Here is a 20,248-nt window from a genome sequence, read left to right on the forward strand (position 1 = left end):
AGAGGTCAACACTATGAAACGCAATGTTCTTATCATCGGCGCGGGCGGCGTCGCACAGGTCGTGGCGCATAAATGCGCGCAGAATAATGACCGTTTGGGTGACTTGCATATCGCCAGCCGCACGGTTGCCAAATGCGAGGCGATCATCGCCAGCGTGCATGAGAAAAAGGCGATGAAGCAGGATGGCGTCTTCAAGGCGCATGCCGTCGACGGGATGGACAGCAATGCCGTGGCCGCCCTGATCAAGGAGACCGGCTGCCAGATCGTGATCAACGTGGGCTCTCCCTTCGTGAACATGACCGTGCTGCAGGCCTGCATCGACACCGGGGCCGCCTATATCGACACGGCGATCCACGAAGACCCGACCAAGATTTGCGAGACCCCGCCGTGGTACGGCAACTACGAGTGGAAGCGCCGCGAGGCCTGTGCCGAAGCGGGCGTGACCGCGATCCTCGGCGCTGGCTTCGATCCGGGCATGGTCAACGCCTTTGCGCGTTTCGCCGTCGATGAGTTCATGGATGAGGTCAAATCCATCGACATCGTCGACATCAACGCCGGCAACCACGGCAAGTATTTCTCGACCAACTTCGACCCTGAGATCAACTTCCGCGAGTTCACCGGCACGGTCTACAGCTGGCAAGAGGGCGCGTGGCAAGAGAACAAGATGTTCGAAGTGGGCCGCGAATGGGACTTGCCCGTGGTCGGCAAGCAGAAAGCCTATCTGTCGGGCCATGACGAGGTGCATTCGCTCTCGGCCAACTACCCGCAGGCCGACGTGCGCTTCTGGATGGGGTTTGGCGATCATTACATCAACGTCTTCACCGTGCTGCAAAATCTCGGGCTGCTCTCCGAACAGCCGGTGACCACTGCCGAGGGGCTTGAGGTTGTGCCGCTGAAGGTGGTGAAAGCCGTGCTGCCCGACCCGTCGAGCCTTGCGCCCAACTACACCGGCAAGACCTGTATCGGTGACTTGGTGAAAGGCGTGAAGGACGGCGAAGAGGTCGAGGTCTTCGTCTATAACGTGGCCGATCACAAGGACGCCTATAACGAAGTGGGCAGCCAAGGCATTTCCTACACCGCGGGCGTGCCGCCGGTGGCCTTTGCGATGCTGATCGCCGATGGCACCTATGACACCGCCACCATGGTCAATGTCGAAGAGCTGGACCCCAAGCCCCTGTTCGCCTTGCTGGATGATATCGGTCTGCCCACCCGCGTCAAAGACGACAAGGGCGACCGCGCTTGGCACGAGGCTTGAGCCTCTCCTGAAACGCAAAAGGCGACCCGCACGGGGTCGCCTTTTTTAAGTCTGCCGACGAATATCAGTATTTCGCGGCGAAGTCATCGACTTGACGCTCGGCCTCGTCTTTGGCGATGCCATAGCGTTCTTGGATTTTGCCCACCAGCTGCTCGCGGTTGCCACGAGATTCGGTGATTTCGTCATCGGTCAGATCGCCCCATTGCGATTTCACCGCGCCGGTCATCTGCTTCCAATTGCCTTCGATACGGTCCCAATTCATCTCAGGTCTCCTTTCTTCGGCTGTTAAGATGCGGGGGGATCCCGCTCTTGCATGTTCAACGCAGGCGCGAAGTTTGGGTTCCGGCAGGGCGCGAGGTGCGGCGGAAAGGCGCCGCCCCCCCCCCGGGTCAGTTGAATTGTTCCGAGATCAACCGCTCTTCCAGCCCATGGCCGGGATCGAAGAGGATCCGGTGGCTGACATTGGGGTCTGACGAGACTTCGACCGTCGTTACATCACGGTGCGACTGGCCGTCGGCATCGGCCATCACGGGGCGCTTTTGCGGCTCTTGCACATCGAAACGCACCGTGGCCCGTTTCGGCAGCAACGCCCCCCGCCAGCGGCGCGGGCGGAAGGCAGCGATGGGGGTCAGGGCCAAGACATCCGAGCCAATGGGCAGGATCGGCCCATGGGCGGAGTAGTTATAGGCGGTGGAGCCAGCAGGGGTCGCCACCAACGCCCCGTCGCAGACCAGTTCCTCCATCCGCTGGCGCCCGTCTATCGTGATGCGCAGCTTGGCCGCCTGCGGCCCCGCGCGCAGCAAAGACACCTCATTGATTGCCAGCGCGGTCGAGATCGTCCCGTCAATATGCGTGGCGCGCATGACCAACGGGTTGATCACCGCCTCTTCCGCCGCCGCCAACCGCGCTTGCAGATCGCCCTCGCGGTAGGCGTTCATCAAAAAGCCGATGGTGCCGCGGTTCATCCCATAGACCGGCGCGTCCATGTCTTGGGTGCTGTGCAGCGTATGCAGCATGAACCCGTCGCCCCCAAGCGCCACGATCACCTCGGCCTGACGCAATGGCACATCGCCATACCGCCCGATCAGGGCGGCCCGCGCCGTCTGTGCCACGCTGGCCCGGCTGGCCACAAAAGCGATCTTTAAGGACATGTCAGCAGGCTCATCCCGGCGAAGTTTCCGATCATCGGCGTTTGGGGCCAAAACAATCACATTATTCCGAGCGCCACCAGTGTTGACGCACATATCTTGCAACCTGTCGGTTTACAGCCTTCACCTCGGCCCGCGTTTCCGATAGGCAACACGCGAAACCAGCTCCAATGAGGATCCCCTGATGTCCGATTTCTTCACCAAATCTCTCGCTGATTCCGACCCCGCCCTCGCCGCTGCGATCAATGCCGAACTGGGCCGCCAGCGCGACGAGATCGAGTTGATCGCCAGCGAGAACATCGTTTCGGCTGCGGTGCTTGAGGCGCAGGGCAGCATCATGACCAACAAATACGCCGAAGGCTATCCGGGCCGCCGCTACTATGGCGGGTGCGAGCATGTCGACGTGGCCGAGAACCTTGCCATCGAACGCGCCTGCGCGCTGTTCGACTGCGCATTCGCCAATGTCCAGCCGAACTCCGGCAGCCAAGCGAACCAAGGTGTCTTCACCGCGCTGCTGCAACCGGGCGACACCATTTTGGGGATGAGCCTTGATGCCGGGGGCCACCTGACCCACGGGGCCAAGCCGAACCAGTCGGGCAAATGGTTCAACGCCGTACAATACGGTGTGCGCAAACAAGACAACCTGCTGGACTATGATCAGGTCGCCGAACTGGCGGCTGAGCATCAGCCCAAGATGATCATCGCCGGTGGCTCTGCCATCCCGCGCCAGATCGACTTTGCCAAGATGCGCGAGATTGCCGACAGCGTGGGCGCCTATCTGCTGGTCGACATGGCGCATTTCGCGGGGCTTGTGGCGGCGGGCGAGCATCCCTCCCCCTTCCCTCATGCGCATGTGGCGACGACCACGACCCACAAGACCCTGCGCGGCCCGCGCGGCGGCATGATCCTGACCAATGACGAGGCGATCTCGAAAAAGATTAACTCCGCCATCTTCCCCGGCATTCAGGGCGGCCCACTGATGCATGTGATCGCAGCCAAGGCCGTGGCCTTTGGCGAAGCGCAGCAGCCTGAGTTCAAAGCCTATGCCAAACAGGTCATCGCCAACGCGCAGGCGCTGTCGGATCAATTGATCAAAGGCGGCCTTGATACCGTGACCCATGGCACCGACACCCATGTGGTGCTGGTCGATCTGCGCCCCAAAGGCGTGAAGGGCAATGACACCGAGAAGGCTCTGGGCCGGGCGCATATCACCTGCAACAAGAACGGCGTGCCCTTTGACCCGGAAAAGCCGATGGTGACGAGCGGCATCCGTCTCGGCTCGCCCGCCGGTACGACACGCGGCTTTGGTGAGGCCGAGTTCCGCCAGATCGCCGATTGGATTATCGAAGTGGTCGACGGGCTGGCGGCCAATGGTGCCGATGGCAATGCCGAGGTCGAGGCCAAGGTGAAAGCCGAGGTCGAAGCGCTGTGCCAGCGTTTCCCGATGTATCCGAACCTGTAAGCAATTTGGCCCTCGCAGCGATGTGGGGGCCTTTTTCGCCTTCCGGCCGGGCGGTGCCCGACCGCGGGTGGGCATCGCAACCTGCGTTCCTACCCCTTTATTTCTCTACCGTGATGTGCGGCCAAGATGATGTGCCCGGCGGCGCAAAGCGCCTTGATTCCGGGTGATCATCGCCAGGCACCCCCCCTTGCCGATCCCCCTCCCCGCGCCACATTCTCTCGCAAAGGAGAACCGCATGATCATTCACCCCAAGGGCAGCCGCCCCTCTGAACCCGGCCCTGACGATTATTTCACCGGAGAGGTCGAGATGGCCCCGCTGATCTCGGCCCCGGCGCCTGCCCGCTTGCGCGGCGTGACGGTGACCTTTCAGCCCGGCGCGCGCACGGCGTGGCATGTCCACCCTCTTGGCCAGACCCTGATCGTCACCGAAGGCACAGGCCGCGCCCAGACCGAAGGCAGCCCGGTGCAAACGCTGAACAAAGGCGATGTCGTCTGGTTCGGCCCCGGAGAGAAACACTGGCACGGCGCCGCGCCCGACAGCGCCATGACCCATATCGCCCTGCAAGAGGCACAGGTCGGTGAGGCGGTCGAATGGATGGAAAAGGTGTCGGACGCGGATTACGACCCGGCCTAAGCCCTTGGGCGCGGCGGCTTACACGTAGCCGCGCCACCAAAGCCAGATCACAAAGCCTGCGAAAACCACCAGAATGTTGAAGGCCACCCCGGCCAGACGGTCAAGGATGATGCCGCGCCGCCGCGCTTTGGGGTCGATCTCTTTCAAATGTGCCGTAACCCGATTGAAGGCGGCCCAGACCGGGGCATCTTCCAACTGGCGGGCGATATGGGGATTGGCGACCAGATGCTCGGTCTTGCTCAGCAACACCCCATCGCTGCGAATGCCGCGCGGCAGTTCCGGCCCGGCGCGGTGAAACGCCTGACGCAGATCGCGGGCCTTGATGCGCAGCCTGTCCTCGAACAGGGGGCGCAGCGCCTCGGCGCGGGTGTCGAAATCTTCGCGGTCAATCATGGGCGCATCTAATCGCTCTGGTCCCCGGGCTGCAATGCCCTTAAATTTGCCCACATGTTAAATTACTCCGAATATGGCGAAGCCGCCACCGACCGCCCTACCCTGCTTATCGTCCATGGCCTCTATGGCTCTGGCCGCAACTGGGGCGTGATCGCCAAACGGCTTGCGGACGCGCGTCATGTCGTCACCGTCGACATGCGCAACCACGGCAGCAGCCCGCATCACGACACCCACAGCTACCCCGAAATGGCGCAGGATCTGGCCGAGGTGATCACGCATCTGGGCGGCCCGGTGGACATTTGCGGCCACTCCATGGGCGGCAAGGCGGTGATGATGCTGGCGCTGACCCGGCCCGAGCTGCTGCGCCGCGTGATCGTCGCCGACATCGCGCCCGTCGCTTACGGCCACACGCAACAGATGTTCATCGACGCCATGCGCGGCGTGGACCTAAGCGGGGTCGAGCGCCGCTCGGACGCCGAGGCGCAATTGGCCGAGGCGGGGGTGGAGCGCGCTTTGCAGAGCTTTTTCACCCAATCGCTCGACCTGCCCGGCAAGCGCTGGCGGCTGAACCTCGACGCGCTTGAGGCGGAGATGCCCAAGATCGTCGGCTGGCCCGAGGATGTGACCGGCCAGTTCCCGGGGCCGACCCTGTTTCTGTCGGGCGGCGCCTCGGACTATGTACAGCCCGAACACCGCGAGCCGATCAAGGCGCTGTTCCCACAAGCGCGCTTTGCCAAAATCCCCGGCGCGGGGCATTGGCTGCACGCAGAGAAACCGCGCGAGTTCGAAGCCACGCTGCGCATCTTTCTAAACGCCGAAGGCGCCGCGCCTGCGGGCTGACCGCTTCGGCCCTGTCAGATCGCCCCAGCACAGCGCCCGCAAGGGTTGAACAGACGCCCCCGCCCTTATTAATGGGGCCGTCAAAGCCATTCCCCCCTTGCAGCCCGTGCCGCCATCCCTATAAGGCAGGACAATTTGCAAAATTAGGGGGCCGCCATGCCGAAACGTACCGACATCCAGTCGATCATGATCATTGGTGCGGGGCCGATTGTCATCGGACAAGCCTGCGAGTTCGACTATTCCGGCGCCCAAGCCTGTAAAGCGCTGAAAGAGGAAGGCTACCGCGTCATCCTCGTCAACTCGAACCCCGCCACGATCATGACCGATCCCGGGCTCGCCGATGCCACCTATATCGAGCCCATCACGCCCGAAATCGTCGCCAAGATCATCGAGAAAGAGCGCCCCGATGCGCTGCTGCCCACCATGGGCGGCCAGACCGGTCTGAACACCTCGCTGGCGCTCGAAGAGATGGGCGTGCTGGAGAAATTCGGTGTCGAGATGATCGGCGCCAAGCGCGAAGCCATCGAGATGGCCGAAGACCGCAAGCTCTTCCGCGAAGCGATGGACCGTCTGGGCATCGAAAACCCCAAGGCCACCATCGTCACCGCGCCCAAGCGCGACGACGGTAAGAAAGACCTCGCCGCAGGCGTGAACCTTGCCCTTGAGGCGCTGGAATACGTGGGCCTTCCGGCGATCATTCGCCCCGCCTTTACCATGGGCGGCACCGGCGGCGGCGTGGCCTACAACCGCGAGGATTACGAATTCTACTGCCGCTCGGGCATGGACGCCTCGCCGATGGGCCAGATCCTCGTCGACGAGAGCCTGCTGGGCTGGAAAGAATACGAGATGGAGGTCGTGCGCGACACCGCCGACAACGCCATCATCGTCTGCTCGATCGAGAATATCGACCCGATGGGCGTGCACACCGGCGACAGCATCACCGTGGCCCCCGCGCTGACGCTGACGGACAAAGAATACCAGATCATGCGCAACCACTCCATCGCGGTGCTGCGCGAGATCGGGGTGGAGACCGGCGGCTCCAACGTGCAATGGGCCGTAAACCCCGCCGATGGCCGCATGGTGGTGATTGAGATGAACCCGCGCGTCAGCCGCTCCTCGGCGCTGGCGTCCAAGGCCACGGGTTTCCCCATTGCCAAGATCGCGGCCAAGCTCGCCGTGGGCTTCACGTTGGATGAGCTCGACAACGACATCACCGGCGTCACGCCAGCGTCCTTCGAGCCGACCATCGACTATGTGGTCACCAAGATCCCGAAATTCGCTTTCGAGAAGTTCCCCGGGGCCGAACCTTACCTCACCACCGCGATGAAATCGGTGGGTGAGACCATGGCCATTGGCCGCACCATTCACGAGAGCCTGCAAAAGGCGCTGGCGTCGATGGAATCGGGTCTCACAGGCTTTGACGAGGTGGAAATCGCCGGTCTCAACAGAGACCTGCCCGGCGATGCGCCCGAGAATATGGCCGCACTTATCAAAGCCGTGTCGGCGCCCACGCCCGACCGGATGCGCACCATCGCCCAAGCGATGCGCCACGGCATGTCGGACGACGATCTGCACGCGCATACGATGTTCGACCCGTGGTTCCTTGCCCGTATCCGCGAGATCATCGAGGCCGAGGAAGGCGTTCGCGCGCATGGCCTGCCGAGCGACGCCGATACCTTCCGCGAGTTGAAAATGATGGGCTTCACCGATGCCCGCCTCGCCATGCTGACTGACAGCCGTGAGGCACAGGTCCGCGACGCGCGGCTGGCACTTGGCGTCAAGGCCGTGTTCAAACGCATCGACACCTGCGCCGCCGAGTTCGAGGCACAGACGCCTTACATGTATTCCACCTATGAGACCCCGCTGATGGATGAGGCGGAATGCGAAGCGCGGCCGTCGGACCGCAAGAAGGTCGTCATCCTCGGCGGCGGCCCGAACCGGATCGGTCAGGGCATCGAGTTCGACTATTGCTGCTGCCACGCCTGCTACGCGCTGACGGATGCGGGCTATGAGACCATCATGGTCAATTGCAACCCCGAGACGGTTTCGACCGACTATGACACCTCCGACCGCCTCTATTTCGAGCCGCTGACCTTTGAGCACGTGATGGAGATCCTGCGCGTCGAGCAGGAGAACGGCACGCTGCACGGCGTCATCGTTCAGTTCGGCGGGCAGACCCCCTTGAAGCTTGCCAATGGTTTGCAAGAAGCGGGTATTCCGATCCTCGGCACCACGCCCGACATGATCGACCTGGCCGAAGACCGTGAGCGCTTCCAGCAGCTTGTGCTGAACCTCGGCCTGAAACAGCCGCGCAATGGCATCGCCCATTCCGATGCGGAGGCGATGGAAATCGCCAAGGAGATCGGCTTCCCGCTGGTGATCCGCCCTTCCTACGTTCTGGGCGGCCGTGCGATGGAAATCGTCCGCGATCAGGCCAGCCTTGAGCGCTACATCACCAATGCCGTGGTGGTCTCGGGCGACAGCCCGGTGCTGCTCGACAGCTACCTGTCGGGCGCGGTGGAGCTGGATGTCGACGCGCTCTGCGATGGTGAGAATGTCCATGTCGCGGGCATCATGCAGCATATTGAAGAGGCGGGCGTCCACTCCGGCGACAGCGCCTGTTCGCTGCCGCCCTACTCCCTCCCGCGCGAAGTGATCGAAGAGGTCGAAGAACAGACCCGCGCACTGGCCAAGGCGCTCAACGTTGTGGGCCTGATGAACATCCAGTTCGCGGTGAAGGACGGCGAGATCTATCTCATTGAGGTCAACCCCCGCGCCTCGCGGACCGTGCCCTTCGTGGCCAAAGCGACCGACAGCGCCATCGCCTCCATCGCCGCGCGGATCATGGCCGGCGAGCCACTGTCGAACTTCCCGCAGCGCCCGCCCTACCCCGATCAGGCCGCTTATGAAGACACGCTGCCCCTGGGCGATCCGATGACGCTGGCCGACCCCGATATGCCTTGGTTCTCGGTCAAAGAGGCGGTGCTGCCCTTTGCCCGCTTCCCCGGCGTCGACACGTTGCTGGGGCCGGAAATGCGCTCCACCGGTGAGGTCATGGGCTGGGACCGCGACTTCCCCCGCGCCTTCCTCAAGGCGCAGATGGGCGCGGGCAACCCGCTGCCGCGCATGGGCTGCGCCTTCCTGTCAGTCAAGGATGCGGATAAGGGCCAGAACATGCTGGAGGCGGCGAAGATCCTGCTGGACCAAGGCTTTACCCTCATCGGCACCCGTGGCACGGCGGAATGGCTCACCGCCAATGGCCATTCCTGCGATGTGGTGAACAAGGTCTACGAAGGACGCCCCGACATCACCGATATGATGAAGAACGGCGATGTGCATCTGGTGATGAACACCACCGAAGGGGCGCAGGCGGTCGAAGACAGCAAGTCGATCCGCTCCATCGCGCTTTACGACAAGATCCCCTATTTCACCACCGCCGCAGGCGCCCATGCCGCCGCCTTGGCGATCAAGGCGCAGGCCGAGGATGCGATCGGCGTGAAAGCGCTTCAGGGATAAGAAAAAGGGGCTGCCCATCGGGCGGCCCCTTTCGCATCTGGGCATGATGCCCGCCTAGCTGATGATGCACCTGACCCAGCAAAGCTGAGGCGCGAAACGCATCCGCGTGGCATGCGAGACGCTGACCTCCGTGCCCTCCAAACCGATCTGCGCAATCGGCTCGTGCATGAAAGAAGTTTCGACCAGCACCAGACGGTCACCATTGGCCATCAGCGGCACCCGGTCGCGCGAAAGCCCCGCGATGAAGTCGAGGTCAAGCAGGCTGTCCAGTCCGATGCCTTGAGAGAAATCCACCGCCAAAATCCGGCGGGTCAGACTGTCGCAATTCAGAATGCAGCGCACCTGCGTGACGCGCAGAGAGACTTCGTAACCGGTGAGCTGCTTTGCCACCGATTGCAGGCCCAAAAGGTCAGCGGCGTTGATCGGCGTCGTCTGCCGCGACAGGCTGTCGGCGATGACGGCGGTGGCATCGGTCGCCATTCCGCGCACCCGAAAGGCATCGGTAAAAGTCAGCATCGCCATGATCGACCAGACCAGCAGCGGCAGCAGAACCAGAAAGGCAATCGTCTGGCTGCCCTCTTCGGACCGGATGAAACGTTTGAACACCATTCCCGTCATCCGCGCGGCTCCGTCACGAAGGCAGTGGTGACCCGCACGCCATATGTGCCATCCGACCCTTCGGGTAATTTCCGGCCCAAGCCGGTCCCCGGCAAAAGCGGATCGAACAGACGGCAGACCCGCATCATCATCAGGTTGTTCTGCTGGCCGGGCAGAAAGCCATTTGCCGGGTCGAAATCCTCATCCCGGTCAACACAGGGCGCAGGCCCGCCCAAGTCGGCCCAATCGGCGATCGGCATGGCGCGCATCTCGATCCGGATATTCTCGATGCAGCCCGCATCGAAAACCGACCGCTCACAAATTAGCGCCTTCATCGCGTCATAGCCTGGCACAGAACCGGTGGCCAAACGCACGTCCCGTACCGCCAAATTCGTGGCACGGCGCAGCATGATCTCACGCGCGCTCCACAGCCCCGTCTCCAGCGCGAGGAAGAAGAAGTAAAAGACGAGCGGCAAGAGAATGACGAACTCGATGGTGACGCCGCCCGCCTCGGACCGGCGAAAGCGGTCTTTGACGAAGCGGATCATTTGGTCAGCCTCAGCATGGAGATGGACGCCGCGATCATGTCAAATGCGGTTTGGATCTCCAGACCATGAACGTCGAAGTAATGGGCCTCGGAAGAGGCGCAGTCTTTCAACAGGTTGAGGGAGTTGGTGTTATCGACATCCATGCCAATGGAATAAATGACAACCCCTGCGCTATTGGCGAGGCCGCAAATCTGGCGCAGGCGGCGGTCTTTTTCACCGGCGTCGACGGTCCATTGCATGCTGTTGCGGAACAAGGACGCACGCGACCCCCAGTACCAGCTCCAATTGTAGCGCCGCCCATACATGTTGTAGCCATAGTAATAAGGCGACATTTCCGCCCAGACCTCAGGCCAATCTAGGCGTTCTTCCTCGCTCCTGTTTCCATAGCGATAGCTGGAATTGTTCGCGATGGTATCGTTGCTCCACATCCGTTGGTTGCCGAATGGATGCTCTGCGTAGAAGTAGGATTCGGGGTAGGCTCTGTCATCGTCATTCTCGTAATAGCTTTCTGAGGAAATGACCGAATAATAGGTGTTGCCGCGATAGGTTGTCTTGATCAGGTCCGATTCCCCAGAGGCATATTGGGATCTTAGGCGATATTCCTCACGGTTCTCCCCGTCAGTCATCAGCACCAGAACCTTCATGCTGTTGTCGGCATCATAGGGATGGGGGCGGCCCCGGAAGGCCGCGTCGATTTGCCCCGAGGCGATCAATCCGGAGACCGGGTTTTGCGTCGAAGGGTCAAGCAACGCCAAGCCCCATTTCGCCCCCATATCGATCGAGGTGGACCCCAGAGCCGTGAGCGCCGAAATCTGCGCTTTCAGCGCTTGGATCGAACTCGACAAGGGCGTGATCGCGAAACCGGCATCAAAGCGACAGACCCATTGACCGGAAGTCGGATATGAGGCCGACTCATTCCCGATCAGGAAATGCCCTGTCCGTTGCAACTCAGCGCTCGTGCTGATCCCGAGACGGCTGAAATCATCCGCATCGAAATCCACGCAATGCGAATAATTATGCTCTGACGTCACCGCATACTGACCAAGCAGCGCCGAGCCGGGGTTCACCTTGGTCGAATAAGGGACAATCGAAATCGACACCCGCCCCTCTTCGGAATCGCTTAGGATCGTTTCAACGAAATCGCTGGCCGCGTTCTTGAGCAGGTCAAGTTTGACCATCCGGCTACGGTCGCTGGTTCTTTCCCCCATCGACCCCGAGACATCCAGCACCAGCGAAATCTCGATATCCTCCACCCGCTCGGTCGCCTCGGAGCTGATCGTCATCCCGAGTGAATCGATGTCGAAAAACCGGAAGAAATAGGTGTTCAGCCCGGCGGGGAGCGAGGCTTCGACGGTGCGCCCCACCAGAATGCCGCCGATCTTTTCTTCGCTCGAAGCGATCACCACCTCGGAGGCATCAAGCCCCGCTGAGGTCAGATAGCTGCGCACGACCTCTTCCGGGTCGAGGTCTTGCGATAGGCTGGCCGCGGCCAGTACAGCATTGTCGAGATGGGTCTGAAAGGTGGTCCGCGTCCGCTCGTGGTTGGCCAGATCCACGGCCAGCCCGCCAAAGATCGTGATCCCGAAAAACACGAGCAACATGAGGACCAGCATACCGCCGGCCTCGTCCTTGCGAAAACGCTCTGCCCACGCGCAAAACATTCGACCAATCATACTGCGCCTCATGACACCTCTCTCTTTCGGAGGTTGAATCCTCAAGCACATTCTGTGCTTTAGGCTGCGGCATCCGCGGATCGTGGGCCTGTACATCACGCGCCGGAGGGGTCGCTGCCTGTAAAAATCGTGTCTGTTTTTGTTCAATTAATAATTGCTAATGACCGATCACTGCGCGCTTCCGGTTGTATAGTCAAGCCAGCGCGCGCGGGCCGGGGCGATCAAACCTTCCGACTGTAGCGGCATTCACACGTCTGCCCCGTCAAAGCCATGGCAAGTCCTGTGCGGTTTCGCTAAACTATGGAACCCGCACCTTGCTGCCCCCTGCATCAAAGTGCACCGACATGACAACGGCCCTTGCAATTCGTCCGGGGCTGCTCAGCTTTACTAGACCAGCCATGCCGTTGGAGAGAAAGGGATCACAGCGATGTATCAAGCCGCCATCACCGGTACGGGCGTTTTCACGCCGCAGCAAACCATCACCAACGCCGAACTGGTCGAAGCCTTCAACGCCTATGCCGACCTCTACAACGCCGAGAATGCCGAGGCGATCAAAGCGGGCACCCTAGAGGCCAAGGCGCATTCCTCGGAAGAGTTCATCGTCAAAGCCAGCGGCATTGAACAGCGCTATGTCATGGATAAATCCGGCGTGCTGGACCCCAATGTGATGCACCCCTTGCTGCGCCAGCGCGCGGATGAGGAACCTTCCCTCATGGCCGAAATGGCCATTGATGCCGCGCAAAAAGCGCTTGCCGCTGCGGGAAAAACCGCGGCGGATGTGGACGCTGTGATCTGCGCCGCTTCGAACTTAGAGCGTGCCTATCCCGCCGTGGCCATCGAGATTCAGGAGCTTCTTGGCGTGAAGGGCTTCGCCTTCGACATGAACGTCGCCTGTTCTTCGGCCACTTTCGGCATCCAGGCGGCAGCGGATATGATCCGCTCCGGCTCCATCCGTTCTGCCCTCGTGGTGAACCCCGAGATTTGCTCCGCCCACCTCGAATGGCGTGACCGCGATTGCCACTTCATCTTTGGCGACGTGGCCACCGCCACGCTGCTGGAACGCGCCGAAGATGTCGACGGCCCCTGTTTCGACGTCATCTCGACCCGCTGCGCGACCGAATATTCCAACAACATCCGCAACAACAACGGCTTCCTCCGCCGCTCCCGCCCGGACGGGCTGAGCGACCGGCGCGATATGCAGTTCATGCAGAATGGGCGCAAAGTGTTTAAGGAAGTTTTACCCATGGTGGCCGACCATATCGGCGGGCATATGGCCGACAACGGGTTGGAATCCGCCGACCTCAAGCGCATTTGGCTGCATCAAGCGAACAAGTCGATGAATGATTTCATCGGGCGCAAAGTGCTGGGGCGTGCGCCTGAGCCGGGCGAACAGCCCAACATTCTGCAGGACTACGCCAATACCTCCTCCGCCGGGTCGATCATCGCTTTCGCCAAGAACTCCGACGATCTGGAAGACGGCGACACCGGGCTGATCTGCTCTTTCGGGGCGGGCTATTCCGTGGGCTCCGTCATCGTCAAAAAGCGCGGCTGACGCGCAACGCCCGGCCCTAAGATCGGGGCGGGGTTTGCATCTTGATCCGCTGTCATGGGCGGCGTAACACCCTGCCCATGGCAAAGCTTTACTTCAATTACTCCACCATGAACGCCGGTAAATCCACGGTGCTGCTTCAAGCGGCGCATAACTATGTGGAACGCGGCATGGTGCCCTTTTTGCTCACCGCGCAGTTCGACAATCGCGCGGGCGAAGGGCGCATCGCCTCCCGCATTGGCATCGGGCAAGAGGCGGATACTTTCGCCCCGGGCGAAGACCTTCTGGCCAAGATCGAAGCCCAGCTGGAGCAAGGCCCCTGCGCCTGTATCTTCGTTGATGAGGCGCAGTTTTTGGAGGTCGAGCAGGTCTGGCAACTGGCCCGTGCGGTGGATGATCTGGGCGTGCCGATCATGTGCTTCGGGCTGCGGGTCGATTTCCGGGGTGAGCTTTTCCCCGGCTCCGCCACCCTGCTGGCATTGGCCGATGAGATGCGCGAAGTGCGCACCATTTGCCATTGCGGCAAGAAGGCCACGATGGTCGTGCGCCGCGATGCCGAAGGCCAAGCGATGCGCGACGGCGCGCAGGTGCAGATCGGCGGGAACGAGACCTATGTCTCGCTCTGCCGCAAACACTGGCGCGCCGCCGTAGGCGACGGTTAAACCCGGTTTGGCGGGGTCTCTCCGTCGATGAAGGCTTGCAGATTGGCCACCGCCATCAGCCCCATATCGACACGGACTTCATGCGCCGCGGTGCCGAGATGGGGCAGCAGCACAGCATTGTCGAGATCACGCAGCGCCTGCGGCACTTTGGGCTCGAACTCATAGACATCCAGCCCCGCACCGCCGATGCGCCCCGCTTGCAAGGCTTCGATCAAGGCGGCTTCCTGCACCACATCGCCGCGGGCGATGTTGATCAGATGGGCATGGCGCTGCATCGCGCGGAGAACGCTGTCATCGATCAGATGCCGCGTCTCGCCGCCGCCGGGCACGGCGATGACAAGCACATCCACGGCTTCGGCCAGCGCGGTCAGGCTTTCGACACGGGTGGCGCGAAAATCGAGGTCTTTCTCACTGCGGTTGAAATAGCTGACCTGCATTTCGAAACCATAGTGGCAGCGCCGCGCGATGGCCTGCCCGATCCGGCCCATGCCGACGATGCCAACCCGCTTGCCGGTCAGGTGCAGCCCCAGCATCTGCGTCGGGTGCCAACCGGCCCATGCGCCTGAGCGGACCAGCCGCTCCCCTTCGGCAGCGCGGCGGGCGGACATCAGCATGAGCGTCATGGCGACATCCGCCGTGGCATCGGTGACGGCGCCGGGCGTGTTGGTCACCTCCACCCCCGCCGCGCGGGCCGCTGCGGCGTCGATGTGGTTATAGCCAACGCCGAAATTGGCAAGGATCTTGCAGCGCGGCTTGGGCACATCGGCGAAAACCTCGGCCGAGAAGGCATCCCCCAGGGTCGGCATCACCCCGTCATAGTCGCGCAGCGCGGCGCGCATTTCGTCGCTCGAAAGCGGCGCGGTTTCTTCGCGCACCGTCACTTCGCAGCCCTTCAACGCTTCGGTGACTTCCTTGGGCAAGGGTCTGGCAATCAATATCTTTTTCAATGCATCCGCCCTCCTTCGGGCACTTTTTGATCGGGCGACAAAAGCACGATCTCTCCGTCCTTGTCGGGCAGGCCGAGCACCAGCACCTCGGACATGAAAGGCCCGATCTGGCGCGCGGGGAAATTGACCACGGCCACGACCTGCCGCCCCACCAGCGTCTCCGGCGTATAATGCGCGGTGATCTGGGCCGAGGTCTTACGCTCGCCAATCTCCGCGCCGAAATCCACCCAGAGTTTGATCGCCGGTTTGCGCGCTTCCGGAAAGGCTTCGGCCCGGATCACGGTGCCGACGCGAATGTCGACCTTCAGGAAATCGTCGAAAGTGATCTCAGCCATTTGCGAGCTCCCGCGATCTGTCTGCCGCGGCGGTGACTGCGCGCTTGAGAAGGGGCGGGAAGCCTTCGGCCTCATCCATCAAAACCTCAAGCGCCGCTTGGGTTGTGCCATTGGGGCTTGTGACGTTGACGCGCAGCTGCGCCGGGTCTTCATCGGCTTGCATCGCCAGCGCCCCTGCCCCGGCGACCGTCGCCTTGGCCAATTGCATCGCCAATGTCTCGGGCAAGCCTTGGGCCACACCGGCGGCGGCCATGCATTCGATCATGTGAAAGACATAGGCCGGGCCGGAGCCGCTGACCCCGGTGACCGCGTCGATCTGCGCCTCTTCGGTCAGGCGGACGACCTCACCCACCGCGCTCAGCAGCGTTTCGGCTTCATCCAAGGACCGGCTGCCCGCCTTGGCGTTGCCGACAATGGCGGTGATCCCTTTGGAGATGGCGGCAGGCGTGTTGGGCATGGCCCGCACAATGGGCGTGTCGCCGCCGAGGACGCTTTCGAAATAGCCGATGGTCGTGCCCGCCGCGACGCTGACGAACAGTGTTTCGCCATTGCCCATCGCCTGAAGCGTTGGCAGCGCGTCCGCCATCATCTGCGGTTTGACCGCCACCAGCACCACCGCCGGCGCGGCGGGCAGGACGGCGTTCAGGTTCACGCCCGTCCCTTGCAGCCAATCGGAGGGTTTCGGGTCCACGACCCAGACCGCGCTTGCAGGCAGACCCTTCGCCAGCCAGCCCTCCAACATGGCCGATCCCATTTTGCCACAGCCCAGCAAAACCAGACCGTCGCGTGCCACTCTCCCGTCTTTCATCCTATCCCCCGAAGTTGTTCGGGGACTTTGTTACGCCCGGCCGTAAGCCTCTGCAATGGCGACGTCCATCGCGGCCTTGGGGGTTTGATCGCCCCAGACCAGCAATTGCAGCGCGGGATAGTAGCGTTCCGCGCCCATGACGGCGGCGCCGATCATCGTGTCGATCTGCTCTGGCCCCGCGACCTGTCCGCCCGCCAAGACCAGCCCGTAGCGGTAGACCATCAGCTGCTGATCGGCCCAGAAGCTGAAGGCCCCCGCCCAGCATTGATCGTTGACGAGGTTTAACAATTCGTAAAGTTCCGGCAGTTTTTCAGCCGGAGGCTCCATCTCGAAGGTGCAGATCAGGCGCAGCGTTTCGTCATAGGCCGACCATGCCAGCGTGATCGAATAGGTCCGCCACTGCCCCTCGACTGCCATGGCGATCTGGTCATCCGCCACGCGGTCGAACTCCCAATCATGGTGGGCCGCGATATTCTCAACGATATCAATGGGGTGGACGTCTTCTTCAAGGTAATGCTCGGACAGGGCCATTTCGCCACCTCTCAATCTGTTCCACGGGGTGGGACTTGGCCCACCATGCATGGAAGCCTGCACAAATAGGCGTGTAGGTTCACATCACCTATACAAGATATGGTGCTTGCAGCGGAACGGTCTGGCAAGGTTTTTCTTGGGGATAACCACAATTGATAGGGGATAACCGCAATAACTTGTGGGTAAATCGCGGAAAACGTCTATAATTTGGAGGGAGTGGGCGCGACGGGCCGTAAACGGTCCCTGTCCACGCCGGGGATCGCCGCCCCGGGCCGGGGCGGCTGATCGAATTTTATCGGGCTCAGCCCTTGGCTTCGAGCTTGTCGAGCCGCGCTTTCAGCGCTTCGTTCTCTTCGCGGGCCTTCTGCGCCATGGCGCGCACCGCGTCGAACTCCTCGCGGGTGACGAAATCACGATCGGCAAGCCAACGGTCGAGCATGCCTTTGAAGGCGGTCTCGGCCTCGTCCTTGGCGCCTTGGGCGACGCCCATCGCATTTGTCATCATCTGTGAAACGTCGTCGAAAAACTTGTTACGGGTCTGCATGTCTGGCCTCCGGAGGTTTGTTAGCCTCTATATGGGGCGCGACGCCCTTGCTCGCAAGGTTGACTTCCCCGCGCGGCCTTGCTCAATCAGCAGCATGATAGCCATGCTCCCCTTCCCCGATATCGCGCCGGAAATCTTTTCGGTGACCCTGTTTGGTTCCACCTTCGCGCTGCGCTGGTATGCGCTGGCCTATATCGTGGGCATTTTGCTGGGCTGGCGCATCGCCACCGCAGCGGTCAAGCGCCCCCATCTGTGGAAGGACGACACGCCGGTGATGAAGCCCGGTCAGGTCGAGGACCTGCTTTTTTGGGTCATCCTTGGCGTGATCCTCGGCGGGCGCTTAGGGTATGTGCTGTTTTACCAACCGGCCTATTACCTGTCGAACCCCGCCGCGATCTTGCAGCTTTGGGAGGGCGGCATGTCCTTCCATGGCGGGGCGCTTGGGGTCATTCTCGCCGGTCTTTTCTACACATGGCGGCACCGGATCCCGGTGATCTCGACCGGGGATATGGTCTGTCTGGGGTTGGCGCCGGGGCTGTTTCTGGGGCGGCTGGCGAATTTCATCAATGCCGAGCTTTGGGGCCGCCCGACCGATCTGCCTTGGGGCGTCACATTCCCCGGCGAGGCGGCGCAGTTCTGCCCCGATGTGGCGGGCATCTGCGCGCGCCACCCCTCGCAACTCTATGAGGCGCTGCTGGAGGGGCTGCTCTTGGGCGGCGTGCTGATCTGGATGGCGTGGAAACGTGGCGCGCTCAAGATGCCGGGGCTGATTGGCGGCACTTTCCTTGCGGGCTATGGCGCGGCGCGGTTCGCGGTGGAATTCCTGCGCCAGCCCGACGCGCAATTCGTCACCCCCGGCAACCCGCTGGGGCTGGCGTGGCATATCGGCGGCTGGGGGCTGACCATGGGGCAAATCCTATCGCTGCCGATGATCGCTGTGGGCGTCTTCCTGATCATCCGAGCGCGGCGGCAGGCATGAGCCTGAAGGACCATCTGCTCACAAGGATCGCGCTGGAAGGGCCGATGCGGCTGGACGCCTATATGCAGTCCTGCCTGCTGCATCCCGACTGGGGGTACTACACCACCCGCGCGCCTTTCGGCCCGGAGGGGGACTTCATCACCGCCCCCGAGATCAGCCAGATGTTTGGCGAGTTGATCGGCCTGTCGCTGGCGCAAAGCTGGCTGGATCAGGGCGCGCCCTGCCCCTTCACTCTGGCCGAGCTTGGGCCGGGGCGCGGGACGTTGATGGCCGATATCCTGCGTGCCACGGCGCGGGTGCCGGGGTTTCAGGCGGCGGCACAGGTCACGCTTATCGAAGCCTCTCCTTCTTTACGCGACGCGCAGCGCGAGACCCTGCAAGGGGTCGAGGTCACTTGGGCCGAAAGTGCCGCTGACCTGCCGGACGCGCCGCTATTCCTCATCGCCAATGAGTTTTTCGACGCGCTGCCAATCCGGCAATTCCTCCGCCAAGGCGCAGGCTGGGCCGAGCGCCGGGTGGGTGCGGCAGAGGGGGCGCTGACCTTTGGCCTCGGCCCCGTGACCCCACAGCCCGCCCTCGCCCATCGGCTAGAGGATACCAAGGACGGCGACCTTATCGAGCTTTGCGCCCCGGCGGCAGAGATCATGCAAGAGATCGGCAAACGCATCACGGCCCACGGCGGGGCGGGGCTGATCATCGACTATGGCGATTGGCGCGCCTTGGGCGACACGCTGCAAGCGCTGGAAAACCACAGCCCTGCCGATCCGCTCGCCAATCCCGGGCAGGCCGACCTGACCGCCCATGTCGATTTCGAGGCGCTGGCCCGCGCCTGCCCCTGCCCCCATAGCCGCGTGGTCACCCAAGGCGTTTTTCTGGAGCGGTTGGGCATCACCCCCCGCGCGCAGAGATTGGCCGAGGCGCTGACCGGTGACGCGCTTGGCAACCATATTGCCGCACATCGACGGTTGACGCACCCGGCGGAAATGGGAAACCTGTTCAAAGTGATGGGGCTCTACCAAAAGGGTCAGACGCCGCCCCCGGGGACAGAAATATGACGCTCGAAATTCTGACATCCGATGCGCTTGCCCCTTTGCGGCACGGGTTTTTCACCCGCCGTGGCGGCGCGTCGTCGGGGGTGTTTTCCGGGCTGAACTGCGGCAGCGGCAGCTCGGACCAGTCCGAGATCGTGCGCATCAACCGCGCCCGCGCCGCCGAGGCAATGGGCCTGCCTGCCGATCACCTTGTCGGGGTGCATCAGGTGCATTCCGCCACCGTCGTCACCGTGACGGAGCCGCAGGACGACAAACCCCGCGCCGATGCCTTGGTGACAAAGACCCCCGGCATCGCCCTGTCGATCCTGACCGCTGACTGTCAGCCTGTGCTCTTCGCCGATGCACAAGCCGGCGTGGTCGGCGCGGCCCATGCTGGCTGGCGCGGTGCGCTTGACGGGATACTCGAAGCGACCGTCGATGCGATGGTCGATCTCGGCGCCACCCGCGAAAAGATCACCGCGGTGATCGGCCCCTCCATCAGCCAGCGCGCCTATGAGGTCGGGCCGGAGTTTCTGGACAACTTCATGAACGCCGACCCCGAGTTTGCCCGCTACTTTGCCCAGGGCGAAGGCGACCGGCTACACTTCGACCTGCCCGGCTTTGGCCTGAACCGGCTGCGCGCGGCGGGGGTGGGCCACGCGGAATGGACGCGGCATTGCACCTACGCCGATGCCGCGCGATTCTATTCCTACCGGCGCACGACCCATGCCAAGGAAGCGGACTATGGTCGCTTGCTCTCGGCGATCACCCTCTGAACGGGGCGGAATTGCGGCAA

Annotated in this window: 21 protein-coding genes; 10 read left to right on the forward strand and 11 right to left on the reverse strand. The window is 62.4% G+C overall.

What is annotated here, in order from left to right; translation table 11 throughout:
- Positions 1-13 precede the first annotated feature (13 nt).
- On the forward strand, positions 14-1,255 hold the full coding sequence (locus ACGYK7_RS09940; protein ID WP_394401680.1) for a saccharopine dehydrogenase NADP-binding domain-containing protein: 1,242 nt from the start codon (positions 14-16) through the stop codon (positions 1,253-1,255).
- Positions 1,256-1,319: 64 nt separating this feature from the next.
- On the opposite strand, the gene ACGYK7_RS09945 is transcribed toward ACGYK7_RS09940, so the two are convergent.
- Positions 1,320-1,517, reverse strand: coding sequence for a CsbD family protein (locus tag ACGYK7_RS09945; RefSeq protein WP_394401683.1), 198 nt, complete (start codon positions 1,515-1,517; stop codon positions 1,320-1,322).
- Between the two features lie 127 nt (positions 1,518-1,644).
- The gene (locus ACGYK7_RS09950; RefSeq protein WP_394401686.1) at positions 1,645-2,406 is read right to left on the reverse strand and encodes an NAD kinase; all 762 of its coding nucleotides are present in this window, start codon (positions 2,404-2,406) and stop codon (positions 1,645-1,647) included.
- A 181-nt stretch (positions 2,407-2,587) separates the two neighbouring features.
- Here ACGYK7_RS09950 and glyA point away from each other — a divergent pair, with 181 nt between their 5' ends.
- Together glyA and ACGYK7_RS09960 are read left to right on the forward strand one after the other, a co-directional pair.
- Complete coding sequence (gene glyA, locus ACGYK7_RS09955; protein WP_394401689.1) at positions 2,588-3,865, forward strand: serine hydroxymethyltransferase; 1,278 nt, start codon at positions 2,588-2,590, stop codon at positions 3,863-3,865.
- Positions 3,866-4,100: 235 nt separating this feature from the next.
- Positions 4,101-4,499 carry a cupin domain-containing protein gene (locus tag ACGYK7_RS09960; protein WP_394401691.1) on the forward strand — a complete coding sequence of 133 codons (399 nt, stop codon included), beginning with the start codon at positions 4,101-4,103 and terminating at the stop codon, positions 4,497-4,499.
- 18 nt (positions 4,500-4,517) lie between these two features.
- Here ACGYK7_RS09960 and ACGYK7_RS09965 read toward each other — a convergent pair whose 3' ends face one another.
- Positions 4,518-4,892: a hypothetical protein gene (locus ACGYK7_RS09965; protein ID WP_394401693.1), complete on the reverse strand. Its 375-nt coding sequence runs from the start codon at positions 4,890-4,892 to the stop codon at positions 4,518-4,520.
- 54 nt (positions 4,893-4,946) lie between these two features.
- Here ACGYK7_RS09965 and ACGYK7_RS09970 point away from each other — a divergent pair, with 54 nt between their 5' ends.
- Both ACGYK7_RS09970 and carB read left to right on the forward strand, forming a co-directional pair.
- Positions 4,947-5,732 carry an alpha/beta fold hydrolase gene (locus tag ACGYK7_RS09970; RefSeq protein ID WP_394401695.1) on the forward strand — a complete coding sequence of 262 codons (786 nt, stop codon included), beginning with the start codon at positions 4,947-4,949 and terminating at the stop codon, positions 5,730-5,732.
- 156 nt (positions 5,733-5,888) lie between these two features.
- Complete coding sequence (gene carB / locus ACGYK7_RS09975) at positions 5,889-9,248, forward strand: carbamoyl-phosphate synthase large subunit (RefSeq protein WP_394401697.1); 3,360 nt, start codon at positions 5,889-5,891, stop codon at positions 9,246-9,248.
- Positions 9,249-9,302: 54 nt separating this feature from the next.
- Here the strand turns inward: carB and ACGYK7_RS09980 are convergent, their stop codons facing one another.
- The 3 genes from ACGYK7_RS09980 to ACGYK7_RS09990 are packed head-to-tail and all read right to left on the reverse strand — an operon-like array spanning position 9,303 to position 12,006.
- Positions 9,303-9,866, reverse strand: a complete 564-nt coding sequence (locus ACGYK7_RS09980) for a TadE/TadG family type IV pilus assembly protein (protein WP_394401699.1) — start codon at positions 9,864-9,866, stop codon at positions 9,303-9,305.
- A complete protein-coding gene (locus ACGYK7_RS09985; RefSeq protein WP_394401702.1) occupies positions 9,863-10,393 on the reverse strand; it encodes a TadE/TadG family type IV pilus assembly protein in 531 nt (176 codons plus the stop codon). Before ACGYK7_RS09985 ends, ACGYK7_RS09980 begins: the two co-directional genes overlap by 4 nt.
- Positions 10,390-12,006 (reverse strand): pilus assembly protein TadG-related protein, encoded by a 1,617-nt coding sequence (locus tag ACGYK7_RS09990; protein ID WP_394401704.1) that lies wholly within the window; start codon positions 12,004-12,006, stop codon positions 10,390-10,392. Before ACGYK7_RS09990 ends, ACGYK7_RS09985 begins: the two co-directional genes overlap by 4 nt.
- A 487-nt stretch (positions 12,007-12,493) precedes the next feature.
- On the opposite strand from ACGYK7_RS09990, the gene ACGYK7_RS09995 reads away from it, so the two are divergent.
- Positions 12,494-13,618: a beta-ketoacyl-ACP synthase III gene (locus ACGYK7_RS09995; protein ID WP_394401707.1), complete on the forward strand. Its 1,125-nt coding sequence runs from the start codon at positions 12,494-12,496 to the stop codon at positions 13,616-13,618.
- Between the two features lie 77 nt (positions 13,619-13,695).
- Complete coding sequence (locus ACGYK7_RS10000) at positions 13,696-14,277, forward strand: thymidine kinase (protein ID WP_394401709.1); 582 nt, start codon at positions 13,696-13,698, stop codon at positions 14,275-14,277.
- On the opposite strand, the gene ACGYK7_RS10005 is transcribed toward ACGYK7_RS10000, so the two are convergent.
- The 5 genes from ACGYK7_RS10005 to ACGYK7_RS10025 all read right to left on the reverse strand — a co-directional run bounded on the left by ACGYK7_RS10005 (position 14,274) and on the right by ACGYK7_RS10025 (position 17,442).
- Complete coding sequence (locus ACGYK7_RS10005) at positions 14,274-15,224, reverse strand: 2-hydroxyacid dehydrogenase (RefSeq protein WP_394401711.1); 951 nt, start codon at positions 15,222-15,224, stop codon at positions 14,274-14,276. The two genes, ACGYK7_RS10000 and ACGYK7_RS10005, sit on opposite strands and share 4 nt — an antisense overlap.
- On the reverse strand, positions 15,221-15,559 hold the full coding sequence (locus tag ACGYK7_RS10010) for a tRNA-binding protein (protein WP_394401713.1): 339 nt from the start codon (positions 15,557-15,559) through the stop codon (positions 15,221-15,223). The genes ACGYK7_RS10005 and ACGYK7_RS10010 overlap by 4 nt, the downstream gene beginning before the upstream one ends.
- The gene (proC, locus tag ACGYK7_RS10015) at positions 15,552-16,367 is read right to left on the reverse strand and encodes a pyrroline-5-carboxylate reductase (RefSeq protein ID WP_394401715.1); all 816 of its coding nucleotides are present in this window, start codon (positions 16,365-16,367) and stop codon (positions 15,552-15,554) included. Before proC ends, ACGYK7_RS10010 begins: the two co-directional genes overlap by 8 nt.
- Before the next feature lie 30 nt (positions 16,368-16,397).
- Entirely contained in the window at positions 16,398-16,898 is a 501-nt protein-coding gene (locus tag ACGYK7_RS10020; protein WP_394401717.1) for a YbjN domain-containing protein, read from the reverse strand.
- Positions 16,899-17,199: 301 nt separating this feature from the next.
- Positions 17,200-17,442, reverse strand: coding sequence for an accessory factor UbiK family protein (locus tag ACGYK7_RS10025; protein WP_394401720.1), 243 nt, complete (start codon positions 17,440-17,442; stop codon positions 17,200-17,202).
- A 94-nt stretch (positions 17,443-17,536) separates the two neighbouring features.
- Here ACGYK7_RS10025 and lgt point away from each other — a divergent pair, with 94 nt between their 5' ends.
- The 3 genes from lgt to pgeF are packed head-to-tail and all read left to right on the forward strand — an operon-like array spanning position 17,537 to position 20,228.
- On the forward strand, positions 17,537-18,421 hold the full coding sequence (gene lgt / locus ACGYK7_RS10030; protein WP_394401722.1) for a prolipoprotein diacylglyceryl transferase: 885 nt from the start codon (positions 17,537-17,539) through the stop codon (positions 18,419-18,421).
- A complete protein-coding gene (locus ACGYK7_RS10035; RefSeq protein ID WP_394401725.1) occupies positions 18,418-19,476 on the forward strand; it encodes a class I SAM-dependent methyltransferase in 1,059 nt (352 codons plus the stop codon). Before lgt ends, ACGYK7_RS10035 begins: the two co-directional genes overlap by 4 nt.
- Entirely contained in the window at positions 19,473-20,228 is a 756-nt protein-coding gene (gene pgeF / locus ACGYK7_RS10040) for a peptidoglycan editing factor PgeF (protein WP_209218251.1), read from the forward strand. The genes ACGYK7_RS10035 and pgeF overlap by 4 nt, the downstream gene beginning before the upstream one ends.
- The last annotated feature ends 20 nt before the right edge of the window (positions 20,229-20,248 follow it).

The organism is Sulfitobacter sp. 1A15299, from assembly GCF_043556915.1.
Lineage (GTDB): Bacteria > Pseudomonadota > Alphaproteobacteria > Rhodobacterales > Rhodobacteraceae > Sulfitobacter.

What these genes read in the sequence shown, in the direction of transcription:
- ACGYK7_RS09940 (WP_394401680.1), top strand. Translation starts at nt 14, where the DNA reads ATGAAACGCAATGTTCTTATCATCGGCGCGGGCGGCGTCGCACAGGTC.
- ACGYK7_RS09945 (WP_394401683.1), bottom strand. Translation starts at nt 1,517, where the DNA reads ATGAATTGGGACCGTATCGAAGGCAATTGGAAGCAGATGACCGGCGCG.
- ACGYK7_RS09950 (WP_394401686.1), bottom strand. Translation starts at nt 2,406, where the DNA reads ATGTCCTTAAAGATCGCTTTTGTGGCCAGCCGGGCCAGCGTGGCACAG.
- glyA (WP_394401689.1), top strand. Translation starts at nt 2,588, where the DNA reads ATGTCCGATTTCTTCACCAAATCTCTCGCTGATTCCGACCCCGCCCTC.
- ACGYK7_RS09960 (WP_394401691.1), top strand. Translation starts at nt 4,101, where the DNA reads ATGATCATTCACCCCAAGGGCAGCCGCCCCTCTGAACCCGGCCCTGAC.
- ACGYK7_RS09965 (WP_394401693.1), bottom strand. Translation starts at nt 4,892, where the DNA reads ATGATTGACCGCGAAGATTTCGACACCCGCGCCGAGGCGCTGCGCCCC.
- ACGYK7_RS09970 (WP_394401695.1), top strand. Translation starts at nt 4,947, where the DNA reads ATGTTAAATTACTCCGAATATGGCGAAGCCGCCACCGACCGCCCTACC.
- carB (WP_394401697.1), top strand. Translation starts at nt 5,889, where the DNA reads ATGCCGAAACGTACCGACATCCAGTCGATCATGATCATTGGTGCGGGG.
- ACGYK7_RS09980 (WP_394401699.1), bottom strand. Translation starts at nt 9,866, where the DNA reads ATGACGGGAATGGTGTTCAAACGTTTCATCCGGTCCGAAGAGGGCAGC.
- ACGYK7_RS09985 (WP_394401702.1), bottom strand. Translation starts at nt 10,393, where the DNA reads ATGATCCGCTTCGTCAAAGACCGCTTTCGCCGGTCCGAGGCGGGCGGC.
- ACGYK7_RS09990 (WP_394401704.1), bottom strand. Translation starts at nt 12,006, where the DNA reads ATGCTGGTCCTCATGTTGCTCGTGTTTTTCGGGATCACGATCTTTGGC.
- ACGYK7_RS09995 (WP_394401707.1), top strand. Translation starts at nt 12,494, where the DNA reads ATGTATCAAGCCGCCATCACCGGTACGGGCGTTTTCACGCCGCAGCAA.
- ACGYK7_RS10000 (WP_394401709.1), top strand. Translation starts at nt 13,696, where the DNA reads ATGGCAAAGCTTTACTTCAATTACTCCACCATGAACGCCGGTAAATCC.
- ACGYK7_RS10010 (WP_394401713.1), bottom strand. Translation starts at nt 15,559, where the DNA reads ATGGCTGAGATCACTTTCGACGATTTCCTGAAGGTCGACATTCGCGTC.
- proC (WP_394401715.1), bottom strand. Translation starts at nt 16,367, where the DNA reads ATGAAAGACGGGAGAGTGGCACGCGACGGTCTGGTTTTGCTGGGCTGT.
- ACGYK7_RS10020 (WP_394401717.1), bottom strand. Translation starts at nt 16,898, where the DNA reads ATGGCCCTGTCCGAGCATTACCTTGAAGAAGACGTCCACCCCATTGAT.
- ACGYK7_RS10025 (WP_394401720.1), bottom strand. Translation starts at nt 17,442, where the DNA reads ATGCAGACCCGTAACAAGTTTTTCGACGACGTTTCACAGATGATGACA.
- lgt (WP_394401722.1), top strand. Translation starts at nt 17,537, where the DNA reads ATGATAGCCATGCTCCCCTTCCCCGATATCGCGCCGGAAATCTTTTCG.
- ACGYK7_RS10035 (WP_394401725.1), top strand. Translation starts at nt 18,418, where the DNA reads ATGAGCCTGAAGGACCATCTGCTCACAAGGATCGCGCTGGAAGGGCCG.
- pgeF (WP_209218251.1), top strand. Translation starts at nt 19,473, where the DNA reads ATGACGCTCGAAATTCTGACATCCGATGCGCTTGCCCCTTTGCGGCAC.